This is a genomic window from Klebsiella sp. GN_Kp190, from assembly GCF_040061795.1.
GTDB classification, from domain to species: domain Bacteria; phylum Pseudomonadota; class Gammaproteobacteria; order Enterobacterales; family Enterobacteriaceae; genus Klebsiella; species Klebsiella michiganensis.
This window is the reverse complement of sequence record NZ_JBEAFN010000006.1, coordinates 44,398-70,674: the sequence shown is the minus strand read 5'-3', so window position 1 is coordinate 70,674 and position 26,277 is coordinate 44,398. Positions and strand designations below refer to the sequence as shown.

General features: G+C 57.3%; 29 protein-coding genes. 6 read left to right on the top strand and 23 right to left on the bottom strand.

Annotated features, from left to right (window positions below; translation table 11 throughout):
- Positions 1 to 198: 198 nt before the first annotated feature.
- The 7 genes from fdhF to alsR form a co-directional block, all read right to left on the bottom strand.
- The gene (gene fdhF / locus ABLU67_RS04525) at positions 199 to 2,346 is read right to left on the bottom strand and encodes a formate dehydrogenase subunit alpha (RefSeq protein ID WP_077598952.1); all 2,148 of its coding nucleotides are present in this window, start codon (positions 2,344 to 2,346) and stop codon (positions 199 to 201) included.
- Between the two features lie 256 nt (positions 2,347 to 2,602).
- Positions 2,603 to 3,514 (bottom strand): allose kinase, encoded by a 912-nt coding sequence (gene alsK / locus ABLU67_RS04520; RefSeq protein WP_348852177.1) that lies wholly within the window; start codon positions 3,512 to 3,514, stop codon positions 2,603 to 2,605.
- A complete protein-coding gene (alsE, locus tag ABLU67_RS04515; protein ID WP_032695089.1) occupies positions 3,498 to 4,193 on the bottom strand; it encodes a D-allulose 6-phosphate 3-epimerase in 696 nt (231 codons plus the stop codon). The genes alsK and alsE overlap by 17 nt, the downstream gene beginning before the upstream one ends.
- Positions 4,194 to 4,203: 10 nt before the next feature.
- On the bottom strand, positions 4,204 to 5,184 hold the full coding sequence (gene alsC, locus ABLU67_RS04510) for a D-allose ABC transporter permease (protein WP_014837152.1): 981 nt from the start codon (positions 5,182 to 5,184) through the stop codon (positions 4,204 to 4,206).
- Entirely contained in the window at positions 5,163 to 6,695 is a 1,533-nt protein-coding gene (gene alsA, locus ABLU67_RS04505) for a D-allose ABC transporter ATP-binding protein AlsA (RefSeq protein ID WP_025107678.1), read from the bottom strand. Before alsA ends, alsC begins: the two co-directional genes overlap by 22 nt.
- Before the next feature lie 65 nt (positions 6,696 to 6,760).
- Positions 6,761 to 7,696 carry a D-allose transporter substrate-binding protein gene (gene alsB, locus ABLU67_RS04500; RefSeq protein ID WP_025107677.1) on the bottom strand — a complete coding sequence of 312 codons (936 nt, stop codon included), beginning with the start codon at positions 7,694 to 7,696 and terminating at the stop codon, positions 6,761 to 6,763.
- A gap of 59 nt (positions 7,697 to 7,755) precedes the next feature.
- Entirely contained in the window at positions 7,756 to 8,643 is an 888-nt protein-coding gene (alsR, locus tag ABLU67_RS04495; RefSeq protein WP_004097852.1) for a D-allose utilization transcriptional regulator AlsR, read from the bottom strand.
- A 364-nt stretch (positions 8,644 to 9,007) separates the two neighbouring features.
- Between alsR and rpiB the strand changes: the two genes are divergently transcribed.
- Both rpiB and yjdP read left to right on the top strand, forming a co-directional pair.
- Positions 9,008 to 9,457, top strand: coding sequence for a bifunctional allose-6-phosphate isomerase/ribose-5-phosphate isomerase RpiB (rpiB, locus tag ABLU67_RS04490; protein WP_064358237.1), 450 nt, complete (start codon positions 9,008 to 9,010; stop codon positions 9,455 to 9,457).
- A 69-nt stretch (positions 9,458 to 9,526) separates the two neighbouring features.
- Positions 9,527 to 9,859 (top strand): DDRRRQL repeat protein YjdP, encoded by a 333-nt coding sequence (yjdP, locus tag ABLU67_RS04485; RefSeq protein WP_014837157.1) that lies wholly within the window; start codon positions 9,527 to 9,529, stop codon positions 9,857 to 9,859.
- 33 nt (positions 9,860 to 9,892) lie between these two features.
- Here yjdP and phnP read toward each other — a convergent pair whose 3' ends face one another.
- From phnP to ABLU67_RS04425, 12 genes are all read right to left on the bottom strand, one after another.
- Positions 9,893 to 10,651, bottom strand: a complete 759-nt coding sequence (gene phnP, locus ABLU67_RS04480; RefSeq protein ID WP_116280003.1) for a phosphonate metabolism protein PhnP — start codon at positions 10,649 to 10,651, stop codon at positions 9,893 to 9,895.
- 15 nt (positions 10,652 to 10,666) lie between these two features.
- Entirely contained in the window at positions 10,667 to 11,230 is a 564-nt protein-coding gene (gene phnN, locus ABLU67_RS04475; protein WP_014837158.1) for a ribose 1,5-bisphosphokinase, read from the bottom strand.
- Positions 11,230 to 12,366, bottom strand: a complete 1,137-nt coding sequence (phnM, locus tag ABLU67_RS04470) for an alpha-D-ribose 1-methylphosphonate 5-triphosphate diphosphatase (RefSeq protein ID WP_049083643.1) — start codon at positions 12,364 to 12,366, stop codon at positions 11,230 to 11,232. Before phnM ends, phnN begins: the two co-directional genes overlap by 1 nt.
- Positions 12,363 to 13,049: a phosphonate C-P lyase system protein PhnL gene (phnL, locus tag ABLU67_RS04465; protein WP_004097859.1), complete on the bottom strand. Its 687-nt coding sequence runs from the start codon at positions 13,047 to 13,049 to the stop codon at positions 12,363 to 12,365. The genes phnM and phnL overlap by 4 nt, the downstream gene beginning before the upstream one ends.
- 197 nt (positions 13,050 to 13,246) lie before the next feature.
- Positions 13,247 to 14,005: a phosphonate C-P lyase system protein PhnK gene (phnK, locus tag ABLU67_RS04460; protein WP_004097860.1), complete on the bottom strand. Its 759-nt coding sequence runs from the start codon at positions 14,003 to 14,005 to the stop codon at positions 13,247 to 13,249.
- Positions 14,002 to 14,850, bottom strand: a complete 849-nt coding sequence (locus ABLU67_RS04455; protein ID WP_004097861.1) for an alpha-D-ribose 1-methylphosphonate 5-phosphate C-P-lyase PhnJ — start codon at positions 14,848 to 14,850, stop codon at positions 14,002 to 14,004. The genes phnK and ABLU67_RS04455 overlap by 4 nt, the downstream gene beginning before the upstream one ends.
- Positions 14,843 to 15,907 carry a carbon-phosphorus lyase complex subunit PhnI gene (locus ABLU67_RS04450; protein ID WP_064375655.1) on the bottom strand — a complete coding sequence of 355 codons (1,065 nt, stop codon included), beginning with the start codon at positions 15,905 to 15,907 and terminating at the stop codon, positions 14,843 to 14,845. Before ABLU67_RS04450 ends, ABLU67_RS04455 begins: the two co-directional genes overlap by 8 nt.
- Entirely contained in the window at positions 15,907 to 16,491 is a 585-nt protein-coding gene (phnH, locus tag ABLU67_RS04445; RefSeq protein WP_004097865.1) for a phosphonate C-P lyase system protein PhnH, read from the bottom strand. The genes ABLU67_RS04450 and phnH overlap by 1 nt, the downstream gene beginning before the upstream one ends.
- Positions 16,488 to 16,940, bottom strand: a complete 453-nt coding sequence (gene phnG / locus ABLU67_RS04440; RefSeq protein ID WP_004097867.1) for a phosphonate C-P lyase system protein PhnG — start codon at positions 16,938 to 16,940, stop codon at positions 16,488 to 16,490. Before phnG ends, phnH begins: the two co-directional genes overlap by 4 nt.
- Complete coding sequence (phnF, locus tag ABLU67_RS04435) at positions 16,941 to 17,666, bottom strand: phosphonate metabolism transcriptional regulator PhnF (RefSeq protein ID WP_048262040.1); 726 nt, start codon at positions 17,664 to 17,666, stop codon at positions 16,941 to 16,943.
- 216 nt (positions 17,667 to 17,882) lie between these two features.
- A complete protein-coding gene (yjdN, locus tag ABLU67_RS04430) occupies positions 17,883 to 18,317 on the bottom strand; it encodes a VOC family metalloprotein YjdN (protein WP_004097869.1) in 435 nt (144 codons plus the stop codon).
- Between the two features lie 136 nt (positions 18,318 to 18,453).
- Entirely contained in the window at positions 18,454 to 18,789 is a 336-nt protein-coding gene (locus ABLU67_RS04425; RefSeq protein WP_004097870.1) for a zinc ribbon domain-containing protein YjdM, read from the bottom strand.
- A gap of 540 nt (positions 18,790 to 19,329) precedes the next feature.
- Here ABLU67_RS04425 and proP point away from each other — a divergent pair.
- Positions 19,330 to 20,832 (top strand): glycine betaine/L-proline transporter ProP, encoded by a 1,503-nt coding sequence (gene proP, locus ABLU67_RS04420; RefSeq protein WP_148849496.1) that lies wholly within the window; start codon positions 19,330 to 19,332, stop codon positions 20,830 to 20,832.
- Between the two features lie 146 nt (positions 20,833 to 20,978).
- Here proP and cbpM read toward each other — a convergent pair whose 3' ends face one another.
- The 3 genes from cbpM to ABLU67_RS04405 all read right to left on the bottom strand — a co-directional run bounded on the left by cbpM (position 20,979) and on the right by ABLU67_RS04405 (position 23,035).
- Positions 20,979 to 21,284, bottom strand: coding sequence for a chaperone modulator CbpM (cbpM, locus tag ABLU67_RS04415; protein ID WP_004097873.1), 306 nt, complete (start codon positions 21,282 to 21,284; stop codon positions 20,979 to 20,981).
- Positions 21,284 to 22,204 (bottom strand): curved DNA-binding protein, encoded by a 921-nt coding sequence (gene cbpA, locus ABLU67_RS04410; protein ID WP_014227587.1) that lies wholly within the window; start codon positions 22,202 to 22,204, stop codon positions 21,284 to 21,286. Before cbpA ends, cbpM begins: the two co-directional genes overlap by 1 nt.
- Before the next feature lie 150 nt (positions 22,205 to 22,354).
- Positions 22,355 to 23,035: a TerC family protein gene (locus ABLU67_RS04405; RefSeq protein ID WP_004097877.1), complete on the bottom strand. Its 681-nt coding sequence runs from the start codon at positions 23,033 to 23,035 to the stop codon at positions 22,355 to 22,357.
- Positions 23,036 to 23,258: 223 nt separating this feature from the next.
- On the opposite strand from ABLU67_RS04405, the gene ABLU67_RS04400 reads away from it, so the two are divergent.
- Complete coding sequence (locus tag ABLU67_RS04400; RefSeq protein WP_025107666.1) at positions 23,259 to 24,041, top strand: DsbA family protein; 783 nt, start codon at positions 23,259 to 23,261, stop codon at positions 24,039 to 24,041.
- A 33-nt stretch (positions 24,042 to 24,074) separates the two neighbouring features.
- Here ABLU67_RS04400 and ABLU67_RS04395 read toward each other — a convergent pair whose 3' ends face one another.
- A complete protein-coding gene (locus ABLU67_RS04395) occupies positions 24,075 to 24,671 on the bottom strand; it encodes a TetR/AcrR family transcriptional regulator (protein ID WP_025107665.1) in 597 nt (198 codons plus the stop codon).
- A gap of 115 nt (positions 24,672 to 24,786) precedes the next feature.
- On the opposite strand from ABLU67_RS04395, the gene ABLU67_RS04390 reads away from it, so the two are divergent.
- Positions 24,787 to 25,374, top strand: coding sequence for an NAD(P)H-dependent oxidoreductase (locus tag ABLU67_RS04390; protein WP_048262036.1), 588 nt, complete (start codon positions 24,787 to 24,789; stop codon positions 25,372 to 25,374).
- A gap of 255 nt (positions 25,375 to 25,629) precedes the next feature.
- Positions 25,630 to 26,265: a hypothetical protein gene (locus tag ABLU67_RS04385; RefSeq protein ID WP_223852518.1), complete on the top strand. Its 636-nt coding sequence runs from the start codon at positions 25,630 to 25,632 to the stop codon at positions 26,263 to 26,265.
- The last annotated feature ends 12 nt before the right edge of the window (positions 26,266 to 26,277 follow it).

Below are 26,277 nucleotides of genomic sequence, written 5' to 3'. Positions count from 1 at the left end.
TTATCGGTAGAGGACATAGCGAGCAGTATAAAGGCAGGTGAAGGAGAAGAAAACGACGGGAACGAGTGGGGGATATGAACGTTTTACTCGAACCATCGTGCCGTCTGTTTCCCGGGTTGCGGCGTAAATTTCTTGCCCGGGCTACGGATTGTGTAGCCCGGACAGGTGCGAAGCACCGCCTCCGGGGAGGCGGCCTGATTAGCCCATCGCGCTTTCGCGCAGGCGGGTTTTCAGCTTATTGTACTCGTCAATTACGTACTGCTCGGCGGCCCGCTGGTCGGCAATCGGCTCAACGTTGACGGCGCAGTACTTGTACTCCGGCGTTTTGGTTATCGGGCTCAGGTTCTCGGAAACCAGCTCGTTACAGGCGCCAATCCACCACTGGTAGGTCATATAGACCGCCCCTTTATTCGGACGATCGCTGACCTGCGCGCGGGTGATAATACGGCCCTTACGCGAGTTCACCCACACCAGCGCCTCATCCTCAATGCCCAGACGTTCGGCATCGGCGGTATTGATCTGCGCATAGCCCGGTTCATCCGCCAGCGCGGCCAGCGCCGCACAGTTGCCGGTCATCGAACGGCACGAGTAGTGGCCGACTTCGCGCACCGTCGACAGCACCATCGGGTATTCGTCGGTGAGCTTGTCAATCGGCGCGACCCAGTCGCAGGTGAAGAACTGCGCCAGGCCGTTGGGGGTATCGAACTTCTCTTTAAACAGATAAGAGGTCCCCTGGTCGGCGTCGGACTCATCGCGGCACGGCCACATGACGTAGCCCAGCTCGCCCATTTTCTCGTAGGTGGCGCCGTAGAAATCCGGGCACAGATGACGCAACTCGTCCCAGATTTCCTGAGTGTTGTTGTAGTGCATCTTGTAACCCATCCGGGTGGCGATTTCGCTGATGATCTGCCAGTCGGTTTTCAGGTCCCACTTCGGCTCTACCGCTTTAAAGAAGCGCTGGAAGCCGCGGTCCGCTGCGGTATAAACGCCTTCGTGCTCGCCCCACGAGGTGGAGGGCAGGATAACGTCGGCCGCTGAGGCGGTTTTGGTCATGAAAATATCCTGGACGATAACCAGTTCCAGATCGTCGAAAGCCTTACGCACGGCGGACAGCTCGGCGTCGGTCTGGAGCGGATCTTCCCCCATGATGTACGCCGCCCGCACTTCGCCATGCGCCGCGCGGTGCGGTAGCTCGCTGATGCGGTAGCCGGTGTGCGCCGGCAGGCTGTCGACGCCCCAGGCTCTGGCGAACTTCTCGCGGTTTTCCGGGAACTTAACGTACTGATAGCCCGGATAGGTATCCGGCAGCGCGCCCATGTCGCAGGCGCCCTGAACGTTGTTCTGGCCGCGCACCGGGTTGACGCCGACGCTCGGCTTGCCGAGGTTGCCGGTGAGGATCGCCAGGCTGGTCAGCGAACGTACGGTCTCCACGCCCTGGTAGAACTGGGTGACGCCCATGCCCCACAGGATGGCGGCGGATTTCGCGCTGGCGTACATGCGGGCGCAGGCGCGGATCTCCTGGGCACTCACGCCGGTAATCTCTTCCACCGACTCCGGCGTATAGCCTTCGACGATTTTGCGATACTCTTCGAAGCCTTCGGAACGGCTGGCGACGAAGGATTTATCGTAGAGATCCTCTTCGATGATCACGTGCCCGATAGCGTTGAGCAGCGCGATATTCGAGCCGTTCTTCAGCGCAATGTGCATATCGGCGATGCGCGCGGTTTCGATTTTACGCGGATCGCAGACGATGATTTTCGCCCCATTGCGTTTGGCGTTAATCACGTGATTCGCCACAATAGGGTGTGAATCTGCCGGGTTATACCCGAAGATAAACACGAGATCGGTGTTGTCGATCTCGGTGATGGCATTACTCATAGCGCCGTTACCGACCGATTGGTGCAGACCTGCAACCGATGGGCCGTGTCAGACGCGAGCGCAGCAGTCGACGTTATTGGTACCAATAACGGCGCGCGCGAATTTTTGCATCACATAGTTGGTTTCGTTACCCGTCCCGCGGGACGAACCGGTAGTCTGAATCGCGTCCGGGCCATACTTCTCTTTAATGGCGCTGAGGCGAGTGGCGACGTAATCGAGCGCCTCATCCCAGGAGACGGACTCCAGCTTGCCGCCGCGCTGGCGACGGATCATCGGGGTTTTCAGGCGCGGGGTAAGGATCTGGGTATCGTTAATGAAGTCCCAGCCATAATAGCCTTTCAGACACAGGGTTCCCTGGTTGGTTTTCCCCTGTGCCGCCTCCGCCCGAACGATTTTGCCGTTATCGACCACCAGGTTGATTTTGCAACCTGATGCGCAATACGGGCAAACCGTGACGACTTTTTTCATCGGTCTTGCTCCAGTTAATCAATTGGCGCATACGCGCTATCGCGCCGTCACTATGCATCTTCTATGCCATGTTTTCACTGTGGGTATTGACTGATGATACGTCGTTTTTTTGGGCGAAATGCTGACGAAAAACAGGCTATCGTCAGTTTTGACGTGTCGACGCGGGCGCCTGTGACGCGGCCGGGTAGCCCGGCCAGGTGCGCAGCACCGCCGCCGGGGGGGAAGAGGCAGGTCCGGGCTATTGGCGTTACCTCGGCTAGCTTAAATACCGGCTTCTCGCCAGCGCTGCCGCGCCCTGAGCGCCGTTAAACGCGGAAGAGGAGGCGGCGATAAAGCGTACGGCCTGATACGGCAGCGGACGGCGGACGTAGGTTTTGATCATGGCGATGACGGCTTCACGCGGGAAGGCAGGCATATCCATCACGCCGCCGCCGAGGATCACCGCATCGGGGTCGAACAGGTTGATGCTGGTGGCGATGGCGCGGGCGGCGTGGTTTAGCAGCTGCTGCACAAACGGCTCCCGCGCGGCGTGAACGAACAGCTCGCCCAGTTCATAGGCGCGCGGCTGCTGTTCATACCAGCGCTTTAGCGCAATCCCGGAGCAGACGGTTTCCAGACAGGCGGGGTTGCCGCAGGCGCAGGTGAGGGCGTTATCGCCCTGCGGAATATGCCCCAGCTCGCCCGCCACGCCGTGGGCGCCGGTCCACGGCCCGCCGTTCAGCCAGACCGCGAAGCCCATTCCGGTGCCAAGATAGGCCGCCAGCACCTCCTGCTCCTGCAGGCCGTTCTGCTGCACATCAAAAGAGAGCTGCAGATTCACATCGCGGGAAAACTCCACCAGGCAGCCCAGCGCCGCTTCCAGCCGGTCGGCCAGGTTATACAGGTCGTCGGCGGCCAGCGGCAGATTGGGCGTTGAGATAATCGTCCGCTTGTCTTTTGCCACCAGCGCCGGAAATCCCATCACCAGCCCGCAGCAGTGGGCGTCGTGCTGGGTCAGCTGCTGCTGCAGCAGGTTTTTAATACCGTTGACCAGGCCGTCGGCGCTAATCACGTCGACGGTGCGCCGCTTTTCGCAGTGCAGCGCTTCGCCCTGCGCCGTTTGCAGGCAAAGCCGGATATGGGTCGCGCCCATATCCACGCCCGCGACGACGTTACGCTGTTTTTGCATGAGGCAGTACCTCGCGTTTTGCCGTCAGGATCTGCTCTGCCATGATCTGCCACGCGTCTTCTATCTTATCGGCGTGATTGAAGAGGCCTGATGTGCCGACGATAAAGACGTCCGCGCCCGCCGCCATCAGTTTTTGATAGGTGGCTTTATTGCAGGAGCCGTCGATTTCGATCTCGTAGCTCAGCCCCTCTCGCTCGCGCCAGGCTTTCAGTTCGGCGATTTTTTCCAGCATCTCCGGGATGAACGGCTGCCCGGCGAAGCCCGGATCGACGGTCATCACCGTGATTTTGTCGGCTTTATGAATGTAGTACTTCATGGTCTCAACCGGGGTTTCCGGGTTAAGGATCAGTCCGACCTTCATGCCGTGGCGACGGATCTCTTCGATCAGGCGGAAGGCCTGGCCGTTAATCGTTTCCGGATGCAGGGTGATAAAATCCGCCCCCGCCTGCGCCAGCTGGCTAATGTAGTCCTGCGGGCGGGTGACCATCAGATGGCAGTCCAGCGGTTTGCTGGCCAGCTTTTTGACCTGGCTGACGAAAAACGGCGACAGGGTCAGGTTTGGTACAAAATGACCGTCCATAATGTCGATGTGAAAATAGTCTGCGTGCTGGTCGATAAACTCGATCTGTTCTTTGAATTTCAGCAGATCCATACACATTAAAGAGGGAGCAATTTTCATGATAAATTCCTTACTTACTGATAAGACGGTCGAGGGCGACAGCCGCGATGATTAATCCGCCCATTACCACCAGCTGGTAGTAGGTTTGTACTTGCAGGATGTTCAGTCCGTTGTTGATAGTGCCGATAATCAGGCCGCCGATGACCACCGAGAAGATGCGTCCTTTACCGCCGAAGAAGCTGGTGCCGCCGATGATGGCGCTGGCGATGGCGTAGGTTTCAAAGCCCATGCCGGCCAGCGGTTCCGCCGCCCCGAGGCGGGCGGTGGAGACCACGCCGGCCAGCCCGGCGCAAACGCCGGAAATGATGAACACCAGCAGCATGTGGAACTTGACGTCGATGCCGGAGTAGAAAGCGGAGTGCTTGTTACCGCCCAGCGCGTAGATGTTGCGGCCCACGCGCATACGGGTGGTCAGGAACCACAGGATCACCGCCACAATCAGCGAGAAGATCACCGGAACCGGAATGCCCAGCGGCGTGGCGGCGAAAAAGTTAACGAAATCAAAAGAAAACCCGTACACCGAGTTGGCATCAGAGATCACCAGCGTAATACCGCGGAAGATGGCATTGGTGCCGAGGGTAATAATGAACGGATGCAGGCCGGTCCAGTTGACCAGGCAGCCGTTGATGGCCCCCAGCGCGCCGCCGACCAGCACGCCGCCAATCAGCGCCGCGAGGAACGGGTCGACGCCCGCCAGCATCAGCTTCGCGGTGACCATCCCGGAGAGCGCGAGGATCGCCCCGACCGACAGGTCGATCCCGGCGACGAGGATCGCGAAGAACTCGCCCATGCCGATCAGGACGGTGACCGAGCTCTGGACGAAGATCTGCGTAATATTGTTGGTCGTCAGGAAGTACTCTGACGACAGGGTGCCGAAGATGGCGACGATGATGGCGAGAATAAAAAAGGTGCCGTATTTATCCCAGAACAGCGCGAAGTTAAACGGTTTTTTCTCGCCCATTTCGCCTTTCACTCTTGTGGTAGTGCCCATGCCATAATCTCCTCTTCGCTCATGTCGTCGCGATTGGTCAGGATTTGCGTCAGTCGCCCTTCGCAGAACACGGCAATGCGGTCGCAGACGGCGATAATTTCAGGTAGTTCGGACGACACCATCAGGATGACTTTTCCGTCATCGGCCAGCTGGCGCATCACTTTATAAATTTCGGCTTTTGCGCCCACGTCGATACCGCGCGTCGGCTCGTCAAAAATGATCACTTCGGGGCTGCAGCATAGCCATTTGGAAATCAGTACCTTCTGCTGGTTGCCGCCGGAGAGCTCGGTGATGTTTTGATCGACCGAATGGCACTTCAGCGCCAGCAGCTTGCGCTGCTCCTCCGCCGTTCTGCGTTCGTCGCCTTCGCGGAACAGCCCCATGGCCCCTTTGTAGCCGCCGCGCTTCAGGCTCTGGCTGACCGCCATATTCTGGGCGATGGAAAAATTGGGGAAAAAGCCGTTTTCCCGGCGGCTTTCGGTGATATACCCCATGCCTTTCTTTAAGGCGTCGAGCGGCGAGCGGGGCGAGATCGCGTTGCCGTTGAGGTATATTTCACCGCTGCTACGCTTATCGACTCCAAACAGGCAGTCCATCAGCTCGGTGCGCCCGGAGCCGACCAGCCCGGCAAAACCGAGAATTTCGCCGCGATTCACGCTAAATGAGATATCGCGTACCTTTTTCTTGTCATGGCTGGTGACGTTTTTCACTTCGAACACCGTCTCGCGGGCGATGTTGCCGGTGCTCTCTTTCATGGCGTTGAAGCGGTTTTGCAGCTCGCGGCCGACCATCAGGCGTACGATGTCGTCGTTATTCACTTCGCTGACCTTCCCGCTGCAGACGCTGCTGCCGTCTTTCATCACCGTGTAGCGGTCGCAGATGCGGCGTATTTCCGCCAGCTTGTGCGAGATATAAACAATGGCGGTGCCCTCTTTACGCAGCTGGTTCATGATCAGGAACAGATAGTCCACCTCTTTATTGGTCAGCGAGGAGGTCGGTTCATCCATGATCAGCACTTTAGCGTCGAGCATCAGCGTCTTGGCGATCTCCAGCATCTGCTTGTGGCTGATGGAGAGATTCGCCACCTTTTCGTCTAAATCGATCTTCAGCCCGACGCGCAGCAGCATCATCGCCGCCCGTACGCGCATTTCCTTCCAGTCGATAACGTTGACGCCGCAGACTTTTTTCGTCAGATGGCGGCCAATATATAAATTCTCCAGCACCGTTAATTCATCAATGACGCTGAGCTCCTGGTAAATAATACCAATGCCGAGCTGGGCTGCTAATTTATGGTCAAGCTTGTGGTAGTTAACGTTATTAATCGTAATGGTGCCTTTGGTCGGTTCATGTATTCCCGACAATACTTTCATCAGCGTTGATTTACCGGCACCGTTTTCCCCTAGTAACGCATGTATTTCATGGGGGTAAATAGTTAAATCAACCGATTTTAATGCGTGAACCGGGCCAAAGGATTTGCCGATCCCCGCCATTGAAATATATGGCGTGAGCATAGAAAATTTCCTTTATTACCGCTGCGTGATTTCCCCTCTTCCAAAGAAAGAGGGGATGCACAGACCTATTTCGTCACCAGAATGGAATCCACCAGCGTAAACTGCGGGGCTTTATCCAGCGGGATGACTTTGCCGCTCTTCTCGGCGTCGACCATCAGCTTAAGACCCGTAGCGCCAATATCCGCCGGGTTCTGCGCGATAGTGGCGGTCATTTGCCCGGCTTCGACCATTTTGCGCGCTTCCGGAATACCGTCGGTACCCACCACCAGCACCTTGCCGGTTTTGCCGGCGTTCGCGACGGCCTGGGCGACGCCCATTGCCATGGTGTCGTTGGCGCAGTAAATCGCTTTAACGTTCGGGTTACGCTGCAGCACGTTCGTGGCGACGTCCAGCGCTTTGATGCGGTCCCAGTCGGCAGGCTGGCTGGCCACCAGCTTGATCTGGCTCGCTTTTTTGAAGGCTTCGGTGGCGCCGCTGCGGCGAGCTTCGCCTGAGGCGTTACCGGCTTTGCCTTCGATAATAGCGACTTCGCCGCCTTCCGCGCCGAGCTTGTCGATGATAAATTCCGCGCCTTTTGCCCCCACCGCCACGTTATCGGTGGTGACGAAACCTTCGACGTTGCCGCCGGCTTTCTTCAGGTTATCCATATCGATTTTTTCATCGAGGTTGACCAGAAAGATGCCCTTTTTCCACGCTTTGGCCACCGGCATGACCAGGTTTACCGAGGAGAGCGGCGCAAAGGCGATACCTTTGTAGTTTTTGTTGCTCAGGTCTTCAAACAGCTGCAGCTGCGACTGAAAATCCCCTTCGGAAGGCGAGGCAAAAATATCGACGCTTACGCCCAGCGTTTTGGCTTCGTCCTCAATACCCTTTTTCATATCCACCCAAAATGGATTGGATAAGGTTTTTAATACCACAGCATAATCGGCGGCGGCAAAGGCGCTGGTGGATAACATTACGCCCATGAGCGTGCCGCTGAAAAGTTTCAGATATTTATTCATGGCAGTATTCTCAGTGTAGGATACAGTTATATTGATCCCACCAGTGTGGGATCGGTTTTTTATTTAAGCGCGCCGGGTGAAAAGAAATTAACAATCGCGCCAGTTTTTTGCATATTTAAATTCGCTTGCTCAATGTTGAGCTGTGCAACGGAAACAAAAAACGCATCTAATAATGTGAGTTGTAATATACGCGCTGAGGCGTTACGCCCTAATAAAGGCGTCTCTGGTGCTGGCGAACAAATAATAAAATCAGCTAACTTGGCAATCGGCGAATGATAGCTATGGGTGATACAGATAATTTTCGCCCCGTTCTTTTTCGCCAGCTCCACCGCTGATTTGATATCGCTGGTGCGCCCGGAGTGCGAGACCACCAGCACGACATCGCCTTCCTTCAGCAGCGAGGCGGACATCATCATGATATGCGCGTCCGGGTAGGCCTGGCAGCGCACGCCGATGCGTAAAAACTTATGCTGCACGTCGGCGCAGATGGCGTTGGAGCCGCCCGCGCCGTACAGGTCGCGCTGGTTGGCCTGGGCAAAAAAGCGCGCCGCGCGGTGAATTTCGTCGACGTTCACGATCGACTGGCCTTCCATAATGGTGCGCAGGGTGATGTTGAATACCTTATTCACCACATCCTGCGGCGCATCATCAAAGGAGAGTTCGGTCGGTAACACCTGTTCAGACTGCGAAAAGTAGGCCTCCAGCGCGCTGCGCAGGTTACGAAAACCGCTAAACCCCAGCAGCTTAGAAACCTTAACGATCATGGCTTCTGATACCGACAGCGCTTCCGCGACGTCCTTGATTGCCGGCGCATCGCTGAGATTGCCGGGGGTAAGCAACCATTCAACGATACGGCTCTCGTTTTCGGTCATCCCTTCCTGCTTCATGCGAAGCCAGGGGGCAAGGCCGATGCCGTTAGGGAGCGAACTGGATTCTGTCTGACTCATCGCTTTCTCATTGTCCATAAAATGAAGACGACACTATATCACCACAGGCGAAACAAAAAAGATACTACCAACTTCACAAAATTGTATTTTTTATAAAGTTATGTTTATCGTGAAGTTTTGTTAATGTTGATTTCATCTTAATTTCATATAAATTCATTATAAATCATTGCGTTGTTGTTTTGTTTTGGTTCTTTTTCTGCAAGGTGAAAATCAGCTTAAATAACGCTTTCGTCTTGATTTGTAAAATTTGCCCGTGTAGAAAGGAGCCTGACGATGCTGTTTTCAGCGTTTCCTGGGGCATTTTTAGGCGTTTAAATCACAACGCTAACCATCCTTGTAAAGTTAACAACAGGCGAGGCTAAGTATGAAAAGGATTGCATTTGGCTGCGATCACGTCGGGATTATCCTGAAAGACGATATTCTTGCGCATCTGCGCCAGCGCGGCATTGACGTCGTAGATAAAGGCGCATGGTCCACGGAACGTACCGACTATCCGCGCTATGCCAGCGCCGTTGCTCAGGCCGTTGCCGCCGGCGAGGTCGACGGCGGGATCCTGATCTGCGGCACCGGCGTCGGCATCTCTATCGCCGCTAATAAGCACCCGGGTATTCGTGCGGTGGTGTGCAGCGAGCCCTACTCGGCGCAGCTTTCACGACAGCATAACGACACCAATATTCTGGCCTTTGGCGCGCGGGTGATCGGCCTTGAACTGGCGAAAATGATCGTCGATGCCTGGCTGGCTGCCGAATTTGAGGGCGGGCGACATCAGGGGCGAGTGGACGCCATCGGCGCGATTGAACAGCTGCGGATTTGAGATTCCTCCGCTACTCCCGGCGATAGCCCTTGATTAACGTAGAGCCAGCCCCCCGACGAGACTGGCTTTATGAAACGTTACTCTACCGCTTTGCTTATCTGCACCTTGTCCCTCGCCGGCCAGCTGGCGCACGCCGATATGATTGACGACGCGATCGGCAATATTCAGCAGGCCATTAATGATGCTTACCATCCGGGCGATAGCCGGTCTGACGATGATGACTATGATGATGGGCGCTATCAGGACAGCCGCCAGCAGAGCGCCGATCGCCAGCGGCAGTATGACGACCGGCGGCGACAGCTTGAGGATCGCCGACGCGAACTTGACGAGCGCCAGCGCCAGCTTGATCGGGACCGCCGTCAGCTGGAAAGCGACCAGCGCAGGCTGGATGATGATTATTGATGCGGCACGACTCTCGGCCTTCGCCGCGCCCGCTTAATCCAGCGTTATCTCCATTCCATCAAACCCAGCCTCAAATCCTGCAGGCAGAGAATGCTCCATCATCCATGCATCGAAGCGGTGGCTGATATGCGTGAGGATCACCCGCGGGCAGCCGATGATCTGGTTAATGGCCCGCACGGTGTTCAGGTCGCAGTGGTTGCGCGGCGGCTGCGGGCGCGGCTCGTGGCTACAGTCGATAATGATAAGCTGCGGCTGGTTATTCAGCAGGAACTTCAGCGTTTTCTCCGGCAGTGCGGCGGTGTCGGATAGCCAGGCGACCCGGCTGTGGGCCGACTCCAGCAGATAGCCAAACGTGAGCCTTGAGTGGTTCAGCGGCAGCGGCGTAACGCGCAATCCCTGAAGTTCAAATCTTACAAAGGGTTCGACGGTATGGCTGAAATCCAGCAGGCCAGGATGCTTAAACAGATCATCGCAGCCCTGTTCATCCGGGGGGCCGTATACCGCAATAGGTTCGCCCACGCCCCAGCGCAGCGGGAACAGGCCTTGAACGTGATCCATATGATAATGGGTGAGCAGAAACTGCTGAAAGCTGCCGGCGGGCCACTGGGTCATCAGGTCCGGTAGCCCGGCATCGAGCAGGGTCACCGCGTTGTTGTATTTGACGACCGCGCTACAGGGACGGCGACGATGCGCTTCGTCGACGCGGGCGCGGCGGCAGGCGGGGCAGTCGCAGCCGAAAACCGGTACCAGCTGCGCGCCGCCGGTGCCGGTTAAGCGGATAGTCAGGCTCATCTCTTCTCCTCGCGTTCAGGCAGTCTGCTGTTCGCGCCGGTTGCCGTGAATACGAATCAGCGAAACCAGGGCATCCACCGACTGGCTAAGTCGGCCATCGTTATTCAGCGTCAGACACTCGTTCGGCGTATAGCGCGCCGCGCGCGCCAGGCGCTGGGCGATTTCCGTCTCGTTCTCCCGTCCGCGCTGCTCCAGGCGCTGTCGCAGCACCGCCGGAGAAACCTGCAGACAGATGGGCAGCAGCGCGTCGGCATAGCGCGCCTGCGCCTGCGGCAGATGGGCGCGTGAACCGTTAGCGACCACGTCGAACCCGGCGTGCAGCCACAGGTCAATCTCGATGCCAATGCCATAGTAATTGTTGTTAGCATGCCAGCTAAGAGCAAACAGATGTTGTTCGGCGCGGGTAAAAAACTCATGCTCGCTGAGGGCGATATGGTTTTCACAGCCCGCGTTGTGTGGACGGGTTATGTAGCGGTGCGCCACCAGCAGCTGCGGATGCTCCCGCTGGCGCAGCGCCGCCAGCAGGCTGTCTTTGCCGGAGCCGGAGGGGCCGACCAGCCAAATCAGTTTCCCTGTCATCAGAAGACCCTCTTGCCTTGCCGCCAGACGTGATCAATATGGATATGCTCGCCGTGACGGCGCGCCAGCACCAGGTCCGCCCGCTTACCTTCGGCAATCGCCCCGCGGTCGTGCAGCCCCAGCGCCTGGGCCGGGTTTTTGCTCACCAGACGAATGGCCTGCGCGAGGGTAAAGGCGTTGCCCTCGTCGTCGGCGATGCGAAAAGCGGCATCCAGCAGGCTGGCGGGATAATAGTCGGAGGAGAGAATGTCCAGCAGGCCACTGGCCGCCAGATGGTGGGCGGCGACGTTCCCCGAGTGCGAGCCGCCGCGTACGATATTCGGCGCACCCATCAGAATGTTCATCCCGTGCTGGCGCGACGCCTGCGCTGCGGCGATCGTGGTAGGAAATTCGGCGATGACGCTGCCAAGCTGGCGCGATTCGAGCACATGTTCGCAGGTGGCGTCATCGTGGCTGGCCAGCGCGATATTTCGCTCGCGACAGATGGCGGCGATGCGCTGCCGGTTAGGCTGAGACCAGGCCGCCGCCAGCGCCATCTGCTCCTCTTCGAATTTGTCCATCTCTTCGTTGGTCAGGTGATATTTGCCCTGATAGTAGTCGCGGTATTTGCTGCGGTCGGCATACTGGCGCTGGCCAGGGGAGTGATCCATCAGGGAGACCATGCTCACCGGCTCGCGGCCAACCAGCTTCTCAAACAGCGGCAGGGTGGTGTGATGCGGCAGTTCGCAGCGCAGATGCAGCCGATGTTCAGCGCGGTTGAGGCCGCGCTTCTGCGTCTCTTCCACGGCGTTGATCATTTTTTCGAGATTTTCCAGGCGATCGCCGCCGTCGCGCACATCGCCAATAGCCACGGCATCCAGCACGGTGGTGATGCCGCTGGCGACCATCAGCGCGTCGTGGCTGCTCATCGCCGAGTGGGCGGGCCAGTCCACTTTCGGTCGCGGGGTGAAAAACTTGTCCAGGTTGTCGGTATGCAGCTCGATAAGCCCCGGCAGCAGCCAGCCGCCCTCTCCATCGATGGCCTCCGCCAGTCGGCTCTGGCTTTCGGCAAAGGCCGAAATTCTGCCGTCCTGCACTTCCAGCGAGCCGTTAATCACCTCGTCTTCGAGAACCAGCTTTACGTTATTGATAATCATGCTGAAATCCCCATCGGGTGCAGACGGTCGGCGACCTGGTTGCGCGTGGCCTCGTCGTGAAAAATACCGACGATCGCCGCGCCGCGGGCTTTGGCTTCATGGATCAGTTCCACCACCGCGGCGCTATTTTTGCCGTCCAGCGAGGCGGTGGGTTCGTCGAGAAGCAAAATCGGGTAGTCGACCGCGAAGCCGCGGGCGATGTTAACCCGCTGCTGTTCGCCGCCGGAAAAGGTCGAGGGGGCGAGGTGCCACAGGCGTTCGGGTACGTTCAGCCGCGTTAGCAGGCGGGCGGCTTTCGCGGCGCTCTCTTCGCGCGGGATGCCCAGTTCGAGCAGCGGCTGCATCACTACGTCGAGGGCGGAAATGCGCGGGATCACCCGCAGAAACTGGCTGACCCAGCCAATGGTGGTTTTGCGCACTTCCAGCACTTTACGCGGCGTGGCGGTGACCAGGTCCACCCATTCATCGCCGTGGCGAATATGAATGTGGCCGCTATCGGGGAGATAGTTGGCGTACAGCGAACGCAGCAGGGTCGATTTTCCGCTACCGGAATGGCCGTGCAGCACCACGCATTCACCGGCATTCACGGTCAGCGAGGCGTCGGCGAGTACTGGCAGACGGACGCCGTGCTGCTGGTGCAGAACAAAGGTTTTATGGATGTTTTCAACGCGGATGGCGTTCATTTTTAGCCTCATCGTGCCTGAATTTCCCCGGATCGCGGCGTGAACGCCTTATCCGGGCTACCTGATGCATTAACTCACGAAGCGCGACCGGGGAGTCCCGGAGGCGGCGCGTTGCGCCTGTCCGGGCTACCGGCTCGTAGACGGCCCGGGATCCGTAGCCCCGGTAAGCGCAGCGCTACCGGGGAGGGGGCATTCACTCAGTTCTGCAACACCGACGACACCAGCAGCTGGGTATAGGGGTGATGGGGATCGTCGAGCACCCGGTCGGTTAAGCCGCTTTCGACTACCTGGCCCTGCTTCATCACCAGCAGACGGTTAGCCAGCAGGCGGGCGACGCCGAGGTCGTGGGTCACAATCACCACCGCCAGGTTCAGCTCCACGACCAGGCCGCGCAGCAGATCGAGCAGGCGCGCCTGCACCGATACGTCCAGCCCGCCGGTGGGCTCATCCATAAACACCAGCCTCGGCTGCGTCACCAGATTGCGGGCGATTTGCAGGCGCTGCTGCATCCCGCCGGAAAAGGTGGTGGGCAGGTCGTCAATGCGCGAAGGCGGGATCTCCACCTCCTGCAGCCACTGTCCGGCGGTGGCGCGAATATTGCCGTAGTGACGGGACCCGGTGGCCATCAGGCGTTCGCCGATATTGCCGCCGGCCGAGACCTGGCGGCGCAGGCCGTCCATCGGATGCTGATGCACCACGCCCCATTCGGTGCGCAGCAGACGTCGGCGATCCGCTTCGCTCATGGCGTATAGCGAGCGCTGTTGATACAGCACTTCTCCCTGCTGCGGGGCCAGGCGGGCGGAGATCGCTTTCAGCAGCGTGGTTTTTCCGGAGCCGGATTCGCCGACGATACCCAGCACCTCCCCCGGCCACAGCTCGAACGAGACGTCGCTGAAGCCTTTGCCCGGCGCGTAGAGGTGGGTCAGGTTGTTCACCGCCAGTAACGGATGACTCATTTTTTCTGCTCCTCGCTCTGTTGGCGGCAATAGTCGGTATCGGAGCAGACAAACATCCGTTTGCCGCTGTCATCGAGCACCACTTCATCAAGATAGCTATGGCGAGATCCGCAGATGGCGCAGGGTTCATCCCACTCCTGAACGGTAAACGGATGATCGTCGAAATCGAGGCTCTCAACCGGGGTATACGGCGGTACCGCGTAGATGCGTTTTTCGCGTCCGGCGCCGAACAGCTGTAGCGCAGGCATCATATGCATCTTCGGATTATCGAATTTTGGAATCGGCGACGGATCCATCACGTAGCGGCCGTTGACCTTCACCGGGTAGGCGTAGGTGGTGGCGATATGGCCGAAGCGGGCAATATCTTCGTACAGCTTCACCTGCATCACGCCGTACTCCTCCAGCGCGTGCATGGTGCGGGTTTCGGTTTCGCGCGGCTCGATAAAGCGCAGCGGCTCCGGGATCGGCACCTGGAAGATCAGGATCTGATCGTCAGTCAGCGGCGTTTCCGGGATCCGGTGGCGGGTCTGGATCAGCGTGGCGTCTTCGGTGCGCTCGGTGGTCGCGACGCCGGTCACGCGTTTGAAAAACTGACGAATCGATACCGCGTTGGTGGTGTCATCGGCGCCCTGATCGATCACCTTCAGGACGTCATTTTCCCCGATGACGCTGGCGGTAAGCTGGATACCGCCGGTTCCCCAGCCGTAGGGCATCGGCATCTCGCGACCGCCGAAGGGCACCTGGTAGCCGGGGATGGCCACCGCTTTCAGGATGGCGCGGCGGATCATGCGTTTGGTTTGCTCGTCGAGATAAGCAAAGTTATAGCCGGTCAGTGCGTTAGCCACGTTGATTCTCCCGTTGCAGGCGTTTAAGCAGCGCCAGTTCGGCCTGGAAATCGACATAGTGGGGAAGTTTAAGGTGCGAAACGAAACCGGCGGCCTCGACGTTATCGGCATGGGCCAGCACAAACTCTTCATCCTGGGCAGGGCCCGCCACCTCTTCGCCGTACTCCGGCGCCTGGAGCGCGCGGTCAACCAGCGCCATCGCCATCGCTTTGCGCTCGCTCATGCCGAACGTCAGGCCGTAGCCGCGGGTAAAGTGCGGCGGTTCATCCTGAGGGTCGACAAAGCCGTTGACCATCTCGCATTCGGTCATCAGCAGTTCGCCGATAGTGACGGTGAAGCCCAGCTCTTCGGGAGCGATCTCCACCGCGACGTAGCCGCTGCGAATTTCACCGGCAAACGGATGGTTGCGTCCGTAGCCGCGCTGGGTGGAGTAGGCCAGCGCCAGCAGGTAGCCCTCGTCGCCGCGCGTCAGCTGCTGCAGGCGCGAAGAGCGCGAACAGGGATAAACCGGCGGATGGCGGGTGATATCGTCGGGCTGCGCGTCGGTATCCCGCTCCGCCTTCGCCAGCCCCTGTTGGACGAGCAGATTAAAGACGTGCGGCGTCGCTTCCTGCGGTGCGCTATCGGTCGCCAGCGGCGGCGTTTCGCCGTTGGCCAGCAGGGTAAAATCGAGCAGACGGTGGGTGTAATCGTAGGTCGGGCCGAGCATCTGGCCGCCGGGGATATCTTTATAGACCGCCGAGATACGGCGCTCAAGGCGCATACCGGCGGTGTCGACAGGCTCGCTGACCGCCAGCCTTTGCAGGGTGGTGCGATAAGCGCGCAGCAGAAAAATCGCTTCGACGCTGTCGCCGCTGGCCTGCTTCAGCGCCAGCGCCGCCAGCTCCCGGTCGGCGATGCCGCCTTCGGTCATGACCCGGTCCACCGCCAGATTAAGCTGTTGGCTAATCTGATCAACGCTGATTTCAGGAAGCCGTCCCTCGCCTCGGCGTTTCTGTTCCTGTAGGGCGTGAGCGGCGACGATCGCCTTCTCGCCGCCTTTGACGGCTACGTACATTAGCAGACCTCGACGTGAGTGGTGCGCGGAATCGCCAGCAGGCGTTCGCCGCAGGTGAGGATCAGATCGATTCCCAGCGGGAACGGATGCGGACGCTCGGTCAATTCTTCAATAATGCATTCCGGCAGCTGCGGGGCGATCATCCGCTCTTCGGCGATCCCCGCGCCGGTCAGCCGCAGCATCCGGCCGCCGCTCAGGCTGGCAAGCTGAACCACCAGCGTGACGCCGGTTTCCGGGGCGACGACGGTACCGGCGGAAAGCACGTTCAGCTGCTCGGCGCTGATGCTGTCGCTGGCGACGGCGAAGGTCGCCTGCTGCGGCTGCTCAACCAGCGGCGCGCCGGTATGGAAGCGCAGATTCTGGCCGACAAGATCGTTATGCAGCGCGGGAGCGAGCCAGACCGGCGTATCGTGATCCACCAGCGTCAGCAGCAGGCTGGTGGAGGCGACGTTCAGCGGCTGCCAGCCGTGCTGAAGCTGCTGCAGGGAGACAATCACTCCCGGCTCGCTCATCGCCTTCAGCAGGCGGCGGAAACTGTGCTGGGCATCCTGCACAGCCAGGGTAAAGGCGGGTTGTAATGTCATGCGTTATCTCCGCGAACCAGAGTAAAGAAGTCGACCCGGCTGGCGTTGACTTCGGCGCGTCGGGCTTCAATGCGCGCGCTGCGTTGTTCTTCCAGCGGGGTTATCAGGGTTTCCATCAGGGTGTGAAAATGGTGTGGCGACTGCATCAGGGCATCAATGGCCGCGCAGCGTTCAGCGTGCGGGCGGTCGCGGCCCAGAATCCAGCTATAGCCGAGGGTGCCGTCGGCCAGGCGAATAGCGGCGCGGGTTAAGGTGGCGTCTCCGGCGAAGAATCGGTCGCCGATGCCGCCCATACGCGCCTGCAGCTGCACCAGCCCGGTCTCCGGGGCGCGAATCAGCTCATACTGCGGCGCGAGCTGCAGCGTCTGCATCCGCGCCGCCAGTTCTTGTGGTTCACTGTGGGCCAGCACGGACATCCAGCGCTGGCGGGTTGCGGTATCAAAGTGCATTCAGTGCTCCATGGTGAATTCAATCATGTCGGCGCGGGTCAGGCTGACGGAGTACTCCGTCGCGATCTGCTCACCCTGGCGATGATTCAGGGTGCGCACGCACAGCAGCGGCGCCATGTTGGGAATGCCGAGAATATTGCTCTCTTTGGCCTGCGCGCGGCGGGCGCTGATTTTGGTGCGCACGCGGGTCAGTTCGATATCCAGCCGATCGCGCAGCAGGTCATGGAGAGAGCCGTGGGTAAAGGTTTGCAGAACCGGCCACAGCTGCAGGTCGGTAAAGTAGTGGTCGATCAGACACAGGGCGACGCCGTTCACGCGGCGCAGGGTGCGCAGGTGAATGACGTTATCGCCTTCACTGATAGCAAACGCCTCGGCAACGTGGCTGCTGGCCGGACGCACCACCGACAGCAGCTTCTCGCTGGTCGGGTGGCTGCCCTGTTCGAGAAGATTCTGGCTAAAGCGGGCCTGGGCGTTGAGCGGATAATCTATCGGGCGCATCAGCACCAGCACGCCGACGCCCTGACGGCGCTGGACCCAGCCGCGTTCGACGAGCTGATCGATGGCCCGGCGCAGGGTGTGGCGGTTAACCTCAAAGCGGGACGCCAGCTGCTGCTCGGCGGGCAGATAGTCGCCGCAGCGGTAATGATGGCGAAGCTCTTGCTCCAGTTTGGCGGCAATTTCCTGATATCGCGTTGGATAACTGGTCGGATGTCTGGATAGGTACATGTCAATCGAGCCTCACTAAGGACAAGGAAGTATTTCCCTCTGAGCGTGGGCCGATCCTGACGGTTTTTTGTTACATTTCGGTTAACTCATGATGACCGGGGGATGAAGAGTTGATGCCGGTGGAATGACAGGGTAAGGGGGAGTGAATGCACAGATGCCCTCACTCCGCCCTCTCTCCCTTTCGGGGTGAACACAGAGTGAGGGAAAAGGTCAGCGTTAAGGCTCTTTCACCACGTTGACCATCCACGGGACGCCAAAGCGGTCGATAACTTTACCGAAGCCGTGCGCCCAGAAGGTTTCCTGCCAGGCCATCTCAATCTGCCCGCCGTCGGCGAGGCCGTCAAACCAGCGTTTACCCTCAATAACATCCTGCGAGTCCAGCACGACGGTAAATCCGGCGTAGCGCTCCATGTTGCTGGAGGGGCTGTCGCTGAGCATCAGGATACTATCGGCAATGCGCAGGCTGGCGTGCGCGATACCGTCGGCAGCCAGATGCTGGCCGGAAGGGCAGCCATCTTCGGCGTCCTGCGTATTCTGCGGCATTTCACCCCAGGTGATTTTGTGGATGAGCTCCGCGCCCAGCGCCTGCTGGTAGAAAGCGATGGCGGCAGCGCAGTTGCCGCTAAAAGCGATATAGGGACTTAAGGGCATAACCATTACCTCAGGTAACGAATATTCCATTAAGCGTAGAAGGGGATTGCAGAATTAAGCCAGGCGGCAGCGAGGGATTCCGGGAGGCCACGGGAAAATATATTTCCCCCCGACAACGGGCGTCGGGGGAATAAAATCAGTTCTTTTTAACAAATTCGGATTTTAGCTTCATCGGGCCAAAACCATCTATTTTACAGTCAATATTATGATCGCCTTCAACCAGGCGGATATTCTTCACTTTAGTGCCGATTTTTAGCATCGAAGAGCTGCCTTTAACCTTCAGATCTTTTACCACGGTGACGCTGTCGCCGTCGGCGAGTAAATTACCGTTGGCGTCTTTGACCACCAGCGCGTCGTTATCGTCCGCAGGCTCGGCATTGTTCCATTCGTGGGCGCATTCCGGGCAGATAAACATGCCGCCGTCTTCATAAGTGTATTCAGAATGGCATTTTGGGCAGTGTGGCAGTTGCATGACGTTCCTCGCGATTACTGGGTAAAACAGGACGTTGGTCCTTTAAATGGCGGCTGATAGCCGAAAGTAATGCTGATTATAGCGCAATCCCGCACTTTTGTCGGGCCTTTTTTATGACTTATCGCAGCGGAGAAAGAGGATATATATCGTGAGGCCTGGCGGGCTTATTTTCATAAAAAGCGCAGGATATTTCCGGAAATGTATCGCTAAGTTCCAATATTCATTGAACTTATTGCTTTTGGATGACTCTGTTTAAGGGTAGGTAAATTTTTGTGAAGTTGATCCCAAATTTAAACGCTGTTAGGGTAAAAAGGCGAGAACGCAAATTCACTACACTTATTAGCGGTACCGCTTATTTCATTATGGCCAGAGCAGGCGTCAACAGGTTCGGTTGTACGGACTGTCAGCAGACAGTGCAGGCAAACCTGCTACGCTTGAAATGTGGAGCACAGCAATTCGCCGCTCCCAACGCATGACGCGAATGACCTTGTCATTCGGCGGAGATTCGTGCGCTCAAGGCGAGAGCAAAAGAGGATAATTATGCTTAAAAGGAAAAAAGTAAAACCCATCACGCTTCGGGATGTGACCATCATTGATGATAGCAAACTGAAGAAAGCGATTACCGCAGCGTCGCTGGGTAACGCGATGGAATGGTTCGATTTTGGGGTATATGGTTTTGTTGCATATGCGCTTGGTAAGGTCTTTTTCCCCGATGCCAACCCCAGCGTGCAGATGATTGCCGCGCTCGGTACTTTCTCGGTTCCCTTCTTAATTCGTCCATTAGGCGGCCTGTTCTTCGGGATGCTGGGCGATAAATACGGTCGACAAAAGATTCTGGCGATAACCATCGTTATCATGTCGATAAGTACATTCTGTATCGGCCTTATTCCGTCGTATGCCACGATTGGTATCTGGGCGCCGATCCTGCTGCTGCTGTGTAAAATGGCGCAGGGCTTCTCGGTGGGCGGCGAATATACCGGTGCCTCTATCTTTGTTGCAGAGTACTCGCCTGACCGTAAACGCGGCTTTATGGGCAGCTGGCTGGACTTCGGTTCGATAGCCGGTTTTGTCATGGGCGCGGGCGTAGTCGTGCTGATTTCCAGCGTGGTGGGCGAAGAGAACTTCCTCGACTGGGGCTGGCGTATTCCGTTCTTCCTGGCGCTGCCGTTAGGGATTATCGGTCTTTATCTGCGTCATGCGCTGGAAGAGACGCCGGCGTTCCAGCAGCACGTTGATAAAATGGAGCAGGGCGACCGCGAGGGCCTGCAGGATGGGCCGAAAGTCTCTTTCAAAGAGATTGCGACCAAACACTGGCGTAGCCTGCTGACCTGTATCGGTCTGGTGATTTCCACCAACGTGACCTACTACATGTTGCTGACCTACATGCCGAGCTACCTGTCGCATAACCTGCACTATTCTGAAGACCACGGGGTGCTGATCATCATCGCCATCATGGTCGGGATGCTGTTCGTTCAGCCGGTTATCGGTATGCTCAGCGACCGTTTTGGCCGTCGTCCGTTCATCCTGATTGGTAGCGTGGCGCTGTTCGGGCTGTCGATTCCGGCCTTTATCATGATTAATAGTAACGTCCTTGGCCTGATTTTCGCCGGTCTGCTGTTGCTGGCGGTGGTGCTGAACTGCTTTATCGGGGTGATGGCCTCGTCGCTGCCGGCGATGTTCCCGACCCACATCCGCTTTAGCGCCCTGGCCAGCGCCTTTAACATCTCGGTGCTGATTGCCGGTCTGACGCCGACTCTGGCGGCGTGGCTGGTGGAAAGCACGCAGAACCTGATGATGCCGGCTTACTATCTGATGGTGGTGGCGGTGATTGGTCTGATTACCGGCCTGTCGATGAAAGAGACCGCCAATCGTCCGCTGAAAGGGGCGACGCCAGCGGCTTCGGATATTCAGGAAGCGAAAGAAATTCTCGGCGAGCACTACGATAACATCGAACATAAAATCGAAGATATCGATCAGGAAATCGCCGACCTGCAGGAAAAACGTTCTCGTCTGGTGCAGCAGCATCCGCGCATCAACGACTAAATCGTTTTGCTGGTAACTCATGCCGCCGCGGGCTTCCCCCGGCGGCATTTTTTATGTCCTGAGCGGCTACGGGCTTGAGGTCATTCGCGGACCGCCCGGGCCCGGTGAGGACCGGGCGGTGCCACAGGAAGAGAGCGGGCTACGGCTTAGCTATGGGTCAGAAAGCGCGCCAGCCGCTGCTGCAGAATTTGATTTTCGCGGCTCAGGCGCGCGTTCTCGTCCAGCAGCGTTAAGGCCACAGCGATGCCCGGCCAGTCCAGCTCCAGCTCTTTTCGCAGGCGTACGGCGCGGTGAACGATGGTCACCGCGCTATCGTCAAACAGCCAGTTTTCCCGCTGCGGCTGGCGCGGCTCGATCATGCCGAGGCCGACAATCTCGTTAAGCTCCTCTTCGGAAAGGCCGGTGTGGAGACAAAACTCGGTAATCGTGAACGTCACTGTTATCTTAGCCATCAGGCTTTCCCCCATGTCTTACGCGGCTCGAAGCTGGATTGTGCATCCGCCAGCTGCTGCCAGAGCTCACGGCTCTTCTCATCTGGTTTTGGCGGCATGACGATTTTGATCACCGCATACAGGTCGCCGGTGGTGGTTTTGCTGGTCAGCCCTTTGCCCTTCACCCGCAGCCGCTGACCGGCCTGGCTGCCCGGCGGAATGGTCAGCAGGATGCTCTCTTTCAGCGTCGGGATAGTGACCCTGGTGCCTAGCGCTGCTTCCCACGGCGCCAGCGGCAGGACGATTTCAAGGTTGTGTCCGACGATATCAAACAGCGGATGCGGGGCGATATGAATCACCAGCCACAGGTCGCCGTTAGGGCCGCCATTTTCGCCAGGGGTGCCCTGGCCTTTCAGGCGGATCCGCTGGCCGTCGACGACGCCCGCGGGAATTTTCACGTTCAGGGTTTTCGGCGTTTCGCTTTCGACCATGCCAAAGACGTTATAAACCGGCAGCTTATAGCTGATGGTGCGCGTCTGCTCGGCCAGGGTCTCCTCAAGGAATACCGCGACTTCTATCTCTAAGTCATGACCGCGGACGCCGTGCTGGCGGCGGCTATGGTGCGCCTGCTGGCCAAACATGGAGGAGAAGATGTCGTCGAAGTCCTGCTGGCTATAGCTCTGCTCGTGGGAATGCTGCTGCTGACGGCCAAACTGCGGATCGTTACGGTGCTGCCAGAGCTGGTCGTATTCGGCGCGGCGCTGGTCATCTTTAAGCACTTCCCAGGCTTCGGCGAGATCTTTGAATTTGGCTTCGGCATCGTTTTCTTTGCTGACATCGGGGTGGTATTTACGTGCCAGACGGCGATAGGCGGTCTTAATGGTTTTCAGATCGTCCGTTGGCTGAACCCCTAAAATGGCATAATAATCCTTTAATTCCATGGTTTTATCTCATTTATGCGCAATATTATGGTTACAGATCCCTGGATCAGGTGTCTTTACTAAGCGTAGGGCAAATGAGGGCGGATGTGGGGGAAAAATGGCGCAAACTTGACGCCGTCGGGATTGACGGCGGCCAAGCGTGAACGCCAGCTATTCGCTGGAGCGCCTGCGGTTTCTGCGCAACCCTTCCAGCAGCACAAGGGCGGCGCCAATGGCTCCGCCCATCACGGGGAGCGCGGCGGGCGCGTTGGGGAACAGATGAACGATGGTCACATCGGTCACCATCATGGAACCGGCTATCCAGCCGATGAGCGCCCCGCCCAGCATCACCACGGACGGGAAGCGGTTGAGGATAGCCAGCACCAGCTTGCTGCCGAGGACGATAATCGGAATGCTGATCAATACGCCCAGCGCGACCAGCAGCAGATGGCCTTTTCCGGCGGCGGCCACCGCCAGCACGTTATCCAGCGACATAATGACATCGGCAACGGTAATGGTGACCGCGGTACGCCACAGGCTGCTGGAGCTGCTGACATCATTCTCTTCTTCCTGATTGGTCACCAGCTTGATGCCAATCCACAGTAGCATCAGCGCGCCGACCACTTTAAGCCACGGCAATGAGAGTAAATAGATCGCGATGGCCAGCAGCAGCACGCGCGCCGCTATTGCGCCGACGGTGCCGATGATAATCGCTTTGGTACGCTGCTGAGGCGGCAGTTTACGGCAGGCCATCGCGATCACCACCGCGTTGTCGCCACCCAATAACAGATCGATAGCAATAATTTGCAGCAGAATAACCGCCACGTCCCACTGACTGAAAAACGCATTCATACCCAACTCATCGAACCAAAAAAGAGAACCTACGGAAAAACGCAGGGGCGAAGCGTACTCTCGTTAGGGCGCTCTGGCCACCTTACCGAGAGACCGCGCGCAGCGAGTGATTGAAAAATATCGTTACCAATCATTGCATGGTCCGGCAATGATTCGCAGGCAAAGGATGATATTTTGTTCGTAGAAATACATCTGCCGTTCACCTATCGCAAGGACTAACTACATGCCCGGCCATAAGAATTTACTCACATTTGCCTTTATCGGCGCTACCCTGTTTCCGCTTATGGCGACCGCTGCTGATGCGCCGACTTTTACGCCTGAACAAGAGGCCCGTATTGGCAAAATCGCCGCGGATTACTTAGTCGCGCATCCGGAAGTGCTGCTGCAGGCCAGCCAGAAGCTACAGCAAATTCAGCAACAGCAGCAGGCCAGCGCCGCGACCCAGGCGGTACTGAAGAATGCGGCTGCGCTGACCCAGGATAAAAATACGCCAACCTACGGCCCGAAAGAGGGCAAAGTCACCGTCATTGAATTCTTTGATTATCAGTGCGTTTACTGCAGTCGTCTGGCGCCGGTAATGGAGCAGGTGATTAAAGAGCACCCGCAGACCCGCTTTGCCTTTAAAGAGTGGCCGATTTTTGGCAGCCGTTGGGAAACCTCGCTTGAAGCGGCCAAAACCGGCCTGCAGATTTATCAGCAGAAGGGCGCAGAGGCTTATCTGACCTACCATAACGGGATCTATTCCACCGGACATAACGAAGGCAAGCTGACGGCTGCCGACATCCAGCAGCAGGCGAAGAAAGTGAATTTCGACGCGAAGAAAGCGGCGGACGTTGAGCCGGTACTGGAAAGCACCAATCAGCTGGCGCAGGAAATTGGCCTGAGCGGGACGCCGGGCGTTATCGTGATGCCGACTACCGGCGCCACGGAAGCGACGATCACCGTATTCCCGGGGCTGGCGGATAAAGCCTCGCTGGATGCGGCGATCAAGAAAGCGGGCGGCTGATAATCAACGCGTCCGCCGGACGGCGGGCGCGATTTAGCGATGACAGCAGCGCTGCAGCATCGACATAATCACCTGAAAGAGCTCATCTTTAGCCTGCTGCTCCGTGATGACGCCGTTCACTACCGCGGCCGATAGCCCGTCGGCGGAGCCGAGCATGGCGAGAATGGCCGCCTCGCTGAGATTCTCACTCTCGCAAAGCGGCGAAAAATAGTCCCGACATTTTCCGGTAAAGGCGGCGATGCACTCTTGTTTGATCTTCTCCAGCTCTGGCGTCCCGGCCAGCGCGGCCATGACGCTGGGCATCTCGCGCCCCTGAAGCAGCACGCACTCGATATAGGCGTTGGCGATCGCCGAGGCCAGCTTCTCCGCATTCGGTTCGGTATTGCGCAGTATCTCATCCATTCGCGCCGTCTGGCGTTGGTCGTATTCGCGATAAAGCGTCGCGAAAAGCCCTGAACGGCTGTCAAAGTGATCGTAAACCACGGGTTTAGTCACGCCCGCCTGCGTCGCCAGATAACCCAACGTCAGAGCATCGGTCCCTTCTTGCCGAATAATATGCCAGGCGACATCAATCAGCTGCTTGCGCCGCTCTTCTCGCGTTAAACGCTGACGTACGAGTGGTTCAGACATGGAAACATTCTCCCGTTGACATATTAATATACTAAAGGTAACTTACTAATGGTAGGTTACTGTTGGTATATAAGACTACGTCCAATATCGTTATAGCGCAACTGGGGTATCCGTCATGCATGCATTAATCGTGGTTTCTCATCCTCTCAAGACGTCGCTGACTCACAGCGTAGCAACGGCGATTGCGCAAGGAATTGCCGAATCCGCCTCGCAGCATACGGCTGACATAGCGGATTTAACGCAGGAAGGCTTTAACCCGGTATTTGCCGAGCCGGATATCGCCGCATTTCTGCAAACCGGCGACACGCCGCCCGACGTGATGGCCGAGCAGGCCAGAATTGATAACGCCGACGCGCTGGTGCTGGTTTTTCCCGTTTACTGGTGGTCGATGCCTGGGCTGTTAAAGGGCTGGGTTGACCGCGTGTTTTCAAACGGCTGGGCCTATGAGGAGACCGCCGACGGCGATGTCGTGAAGAAGCTGGGCCGCCTGCGGGTGCATCTGGTGGCATTAGGCGCAGCGAGTCAACAAACGTATGACAAGCACGGATTTACCGATGCTTTTAATGCGCAGATTGTCCACGGGATTTTTGATTACTGCGGGGCGACGGTAGCCAGTTCGCAGATGCTGCTGTTGCCGGACCTGAAAACGGCGGAGGCGCATCTGGAGGCGGGTCGCCAGCTGGGAAGAAAGATGTTTGCCTGAGGCTCGCTTCGCTCCCGAGCCTGGGTTTCCGCCGGGCGGCTTTATCCGGGCCCGGCCTGAAAAAAATATATTATCAATGGGTTATATGCGTCATATCGGGACAGAACGCGCGATAATCTCACGAGGGGGCGTCATGCTGATATGCCATGTTTTCACCGCGTTATGTTGCCCTGCGCGGACGGCATCTGACGACATTTTTGGTGTTAGCCAGAGGTACCTTATTGTATAATCCTCCGGTTCCCCTTCTGGAAAACAATGATGAATAAATTACAGCGTTTCGAAAGTCTCGGTGATAATTGTGAGTTTGCTTTCTTTCTCAGAGAGTCAGGTTATGATGAAGGCAGCTTGTTTCGTTGGACTTTAATAAAAAACTATCATGCTCTTCTAAAACTAATAGAATCTGATTTTGCTGGTTTGTATGTCTATGAAAACCTGACCCCATCCTGGCAGGATATGGTGCTTGATCAGCAGTATGATATTTGTTTTCATACTGAAATGTATAGCGATAATAAAAATGATGGCTGGGTCTGGCGTTATTCTGAACAGGAAAATGATCTTATTTATAAAAAAGAAGTAGAGAAGATTAATTACCTGATAAGCAAATTTAAGAAAAGCCTTGTTGATGACAATAAAATTTTTGTCGTAAAAAGCAATGGCAATAATCTTGATGATATAGTATTCGCTTTAGCAAAAGAGTTTAAGAAGCACGGTAACAGTAAAATACTTTACGTGAAAAGTAACGTGGAAAGTTCAGCTCCAGGTGAAATCAAGAAAGTGACTGATAATCTTTTTATTGGCGCAATCGATAGATTTGCCGACTATAGCCGGGCAAATGAATACTCGCGTGAAGGCTGGCAGGCAATAATTGATAATGCCGTAAAGGTTATGTGAATTTTTTTGCAG

What these genes read in the sequence shown, in the direction of transcription:
- alsK (WP_348852177.1), bottom strand. Translation starts at nt 3,514, where the DNA reads ATGCAAAAACAGCGTAACGTCGTCGCGGGCGTGGATATGGGCGCGACC.
- alsE (WP_032695089.1), bottom strand. Translation starts at nt 4,193, where the DNA reads ATGAAAATTGCTCCCTCTTTAATGTGTATGGATCTGCTGAAATTCAAA.
- alsC (WP_014837152.1), bottom strand. Translation starts at nt 5,184, where the DNA reads ATGGGCACTACCACAAGAGTGAAAGGCGAAATGGGCGAGAAAAAACCG.
- alsA (WP_025107678.1), bottom strand. Translation starts at nt 6,695, where the DNA reads ATGCTCACGCCATATATTTCAATGGCGGGGATCGGCAAATCCTTTGGC.
- alsB (WP_025107677.1), bottom strand. Translation starts at nt 7,696, where the DNA reads ATGAATAAATATCTGAAACTTTTCAGCGGCACGCTCATGGGCGTAATG.
- alsR (WP_004097852.1), bottom strand. Translation starts at nt 8,643, where the DNA reads ATGAGTCAGACAGAATCCAGTTCGCTCCCTAACGGCATCGGCCTTGCC.
- rpiB (WP_064358237.1), top strand. Translation starts at nt 9,008, where the DNA reads ATGAAAAGGATTGCATTTGGCTGCGATCACGTCGGGATTATCCTGAAA.
- yjdP (WP_014837157.1), top strand. Translation starts at nt 9,527, where the DNA reads ATGAAACGTTACTCTACCGCTTTGCTTATCTGCACCTTGTCCCTCGCC.
- phnP (WP_116280003.1), bottom strand. Translation starts at nt 10,651, where the DNA reads ATGAGCCTGACTATCCGCTTAACCGGCACCGGCGGCGCGCAGCTGGTA.
- phnN (WP_014837158.1), bottom strand. Translation starts at nt 11,230, where the DNA reads ATGACAGGGAAACTGATTTGGCTGGTCGGCCCCTCCGGCTCCGGCAAA.
- phnM (WP_049083643.1), bottom strand. Translation starts at nt 12,366, where the DNA reads ATGATTATCAATAACGTAAAGCTGGTTCTCGAAGACGAGGTGATTAAC.
- phnL (WP_004097859.1), bottom strand. Translation starts at nt 13,049, where the DNA reads ATGAACGCCATCCGCGTTGAAAACATCCATAAAACCTTTGTTCTGCAC.
- phnK (WP_004097860.1), bottom strand. Translation starts at nt 14,005, where the DNA reads ATGAGTCATCCGTTACTGGCGGTGAACAACCTGACCCACCTCTACGCG.
- ABLU67_RS04450 (WP_064375655.1), bottom strand. Translation starts at nt 15,907, where the DNA reads ATGTACGTAGCCGTCAAAGGCGGCGAGAAGGCGATCGTCGCCGCTCAC.
- phnH (WP_004097865.1), bottom strand. Translation starts at nt 16,491, where the DNA reads ATGACATTACAACCCGCCTTTACCCTGGCTGTGCAGGATGCCCAGCAC.
- phnG (WP_004097867.1), bottom strand. Translation starts at nt 16,940, where the DNA reads ATGCACTTTGATACCGCAACCCGCCAGCGCTGGATGTCCGTGCTGGCC.
- phnF (WP_048262040.1), bottom strand. Translation starts at nt 17,666, where the DNA reads ATGTACCTATCCAGACATCCGACCAGTTATCCAACGCGATATCAGGAA.
- yjdN (WP_004097869.1), bottom strand. Translation starts at nt 18,317, where the DNA reads ATGCCCTTAAGTCCCTATATCGCTTTTAGCGGCAACTGCGCTGCCGCC.
- ABLU67_RS04425 (WP_004097870.1), bottom strand. Translation starts at nt 18,789, where the DNA reads ATGCAACTGCCACACTGCCCAAAATGCCATTCTGAATACACTTATGAA.
- proP (WP_148849496.1), top strand. Translation starts at nt 19,330, where the DNA reads ATGCTTAAAAGGAAAAAAGTAAAACCCATCACGCTTCGGGATGTGACC.
- cbpM (WP_004097873.1), bottom strand. Translation starts at nt 21,284, where the DNA reads ATGGCTAAGATAACAGTGACGTTCACGATTACCGAGTTTTGTCTCCAC.
- cbpA (WP_014227587.1), bottom strand. Translation starts at nt 22,204, where the DNA reads ATGGAATTAAAGGATTATTATGCCATTTTAGGGGTTCAGCCAACGGAC.
- ABLU67_RS04405 (WP_004097877.1), bottom strand. Translation starts at nt 23,035, where the DNA reads ATGAATGCGTTTTTCAGTCAGTGGGACGTGGCGGTTATTCTGCTGCAA.
- ABLU67_RS04400 (WP_025107666.1), top strand. Translation starts at nt 23,259, where the DNA reads ATGCCCGGCCATAAGAATTTACTCACATTTGCCTTTATCGGCGCTACC.
- ABLU67_RS04395 (WP_025107665.1), bottom strand. Translation starts at nt 24,671, where the DNA reads ATGTCTGAACCACTCGTACGTCAGCGTTTAACGCGAGAAGAGCGGCGC.
- ABLU67_RS04390 (WP_048262036.1), top strand. Translation starts at nt 24,787, where the DNA reads ATGCATGCATTAATCGTGGTTTCTCATCCTCTCAAGACGTCGCTGACT.
- ABLU67_RS04385 (WP_223852518.1), top strand. Translation starts at nt 25,630, where the DNA reads ATGATGAATAAATTACAGCGTTTCGAAAGTCTCGGTGATAATTGTGAG.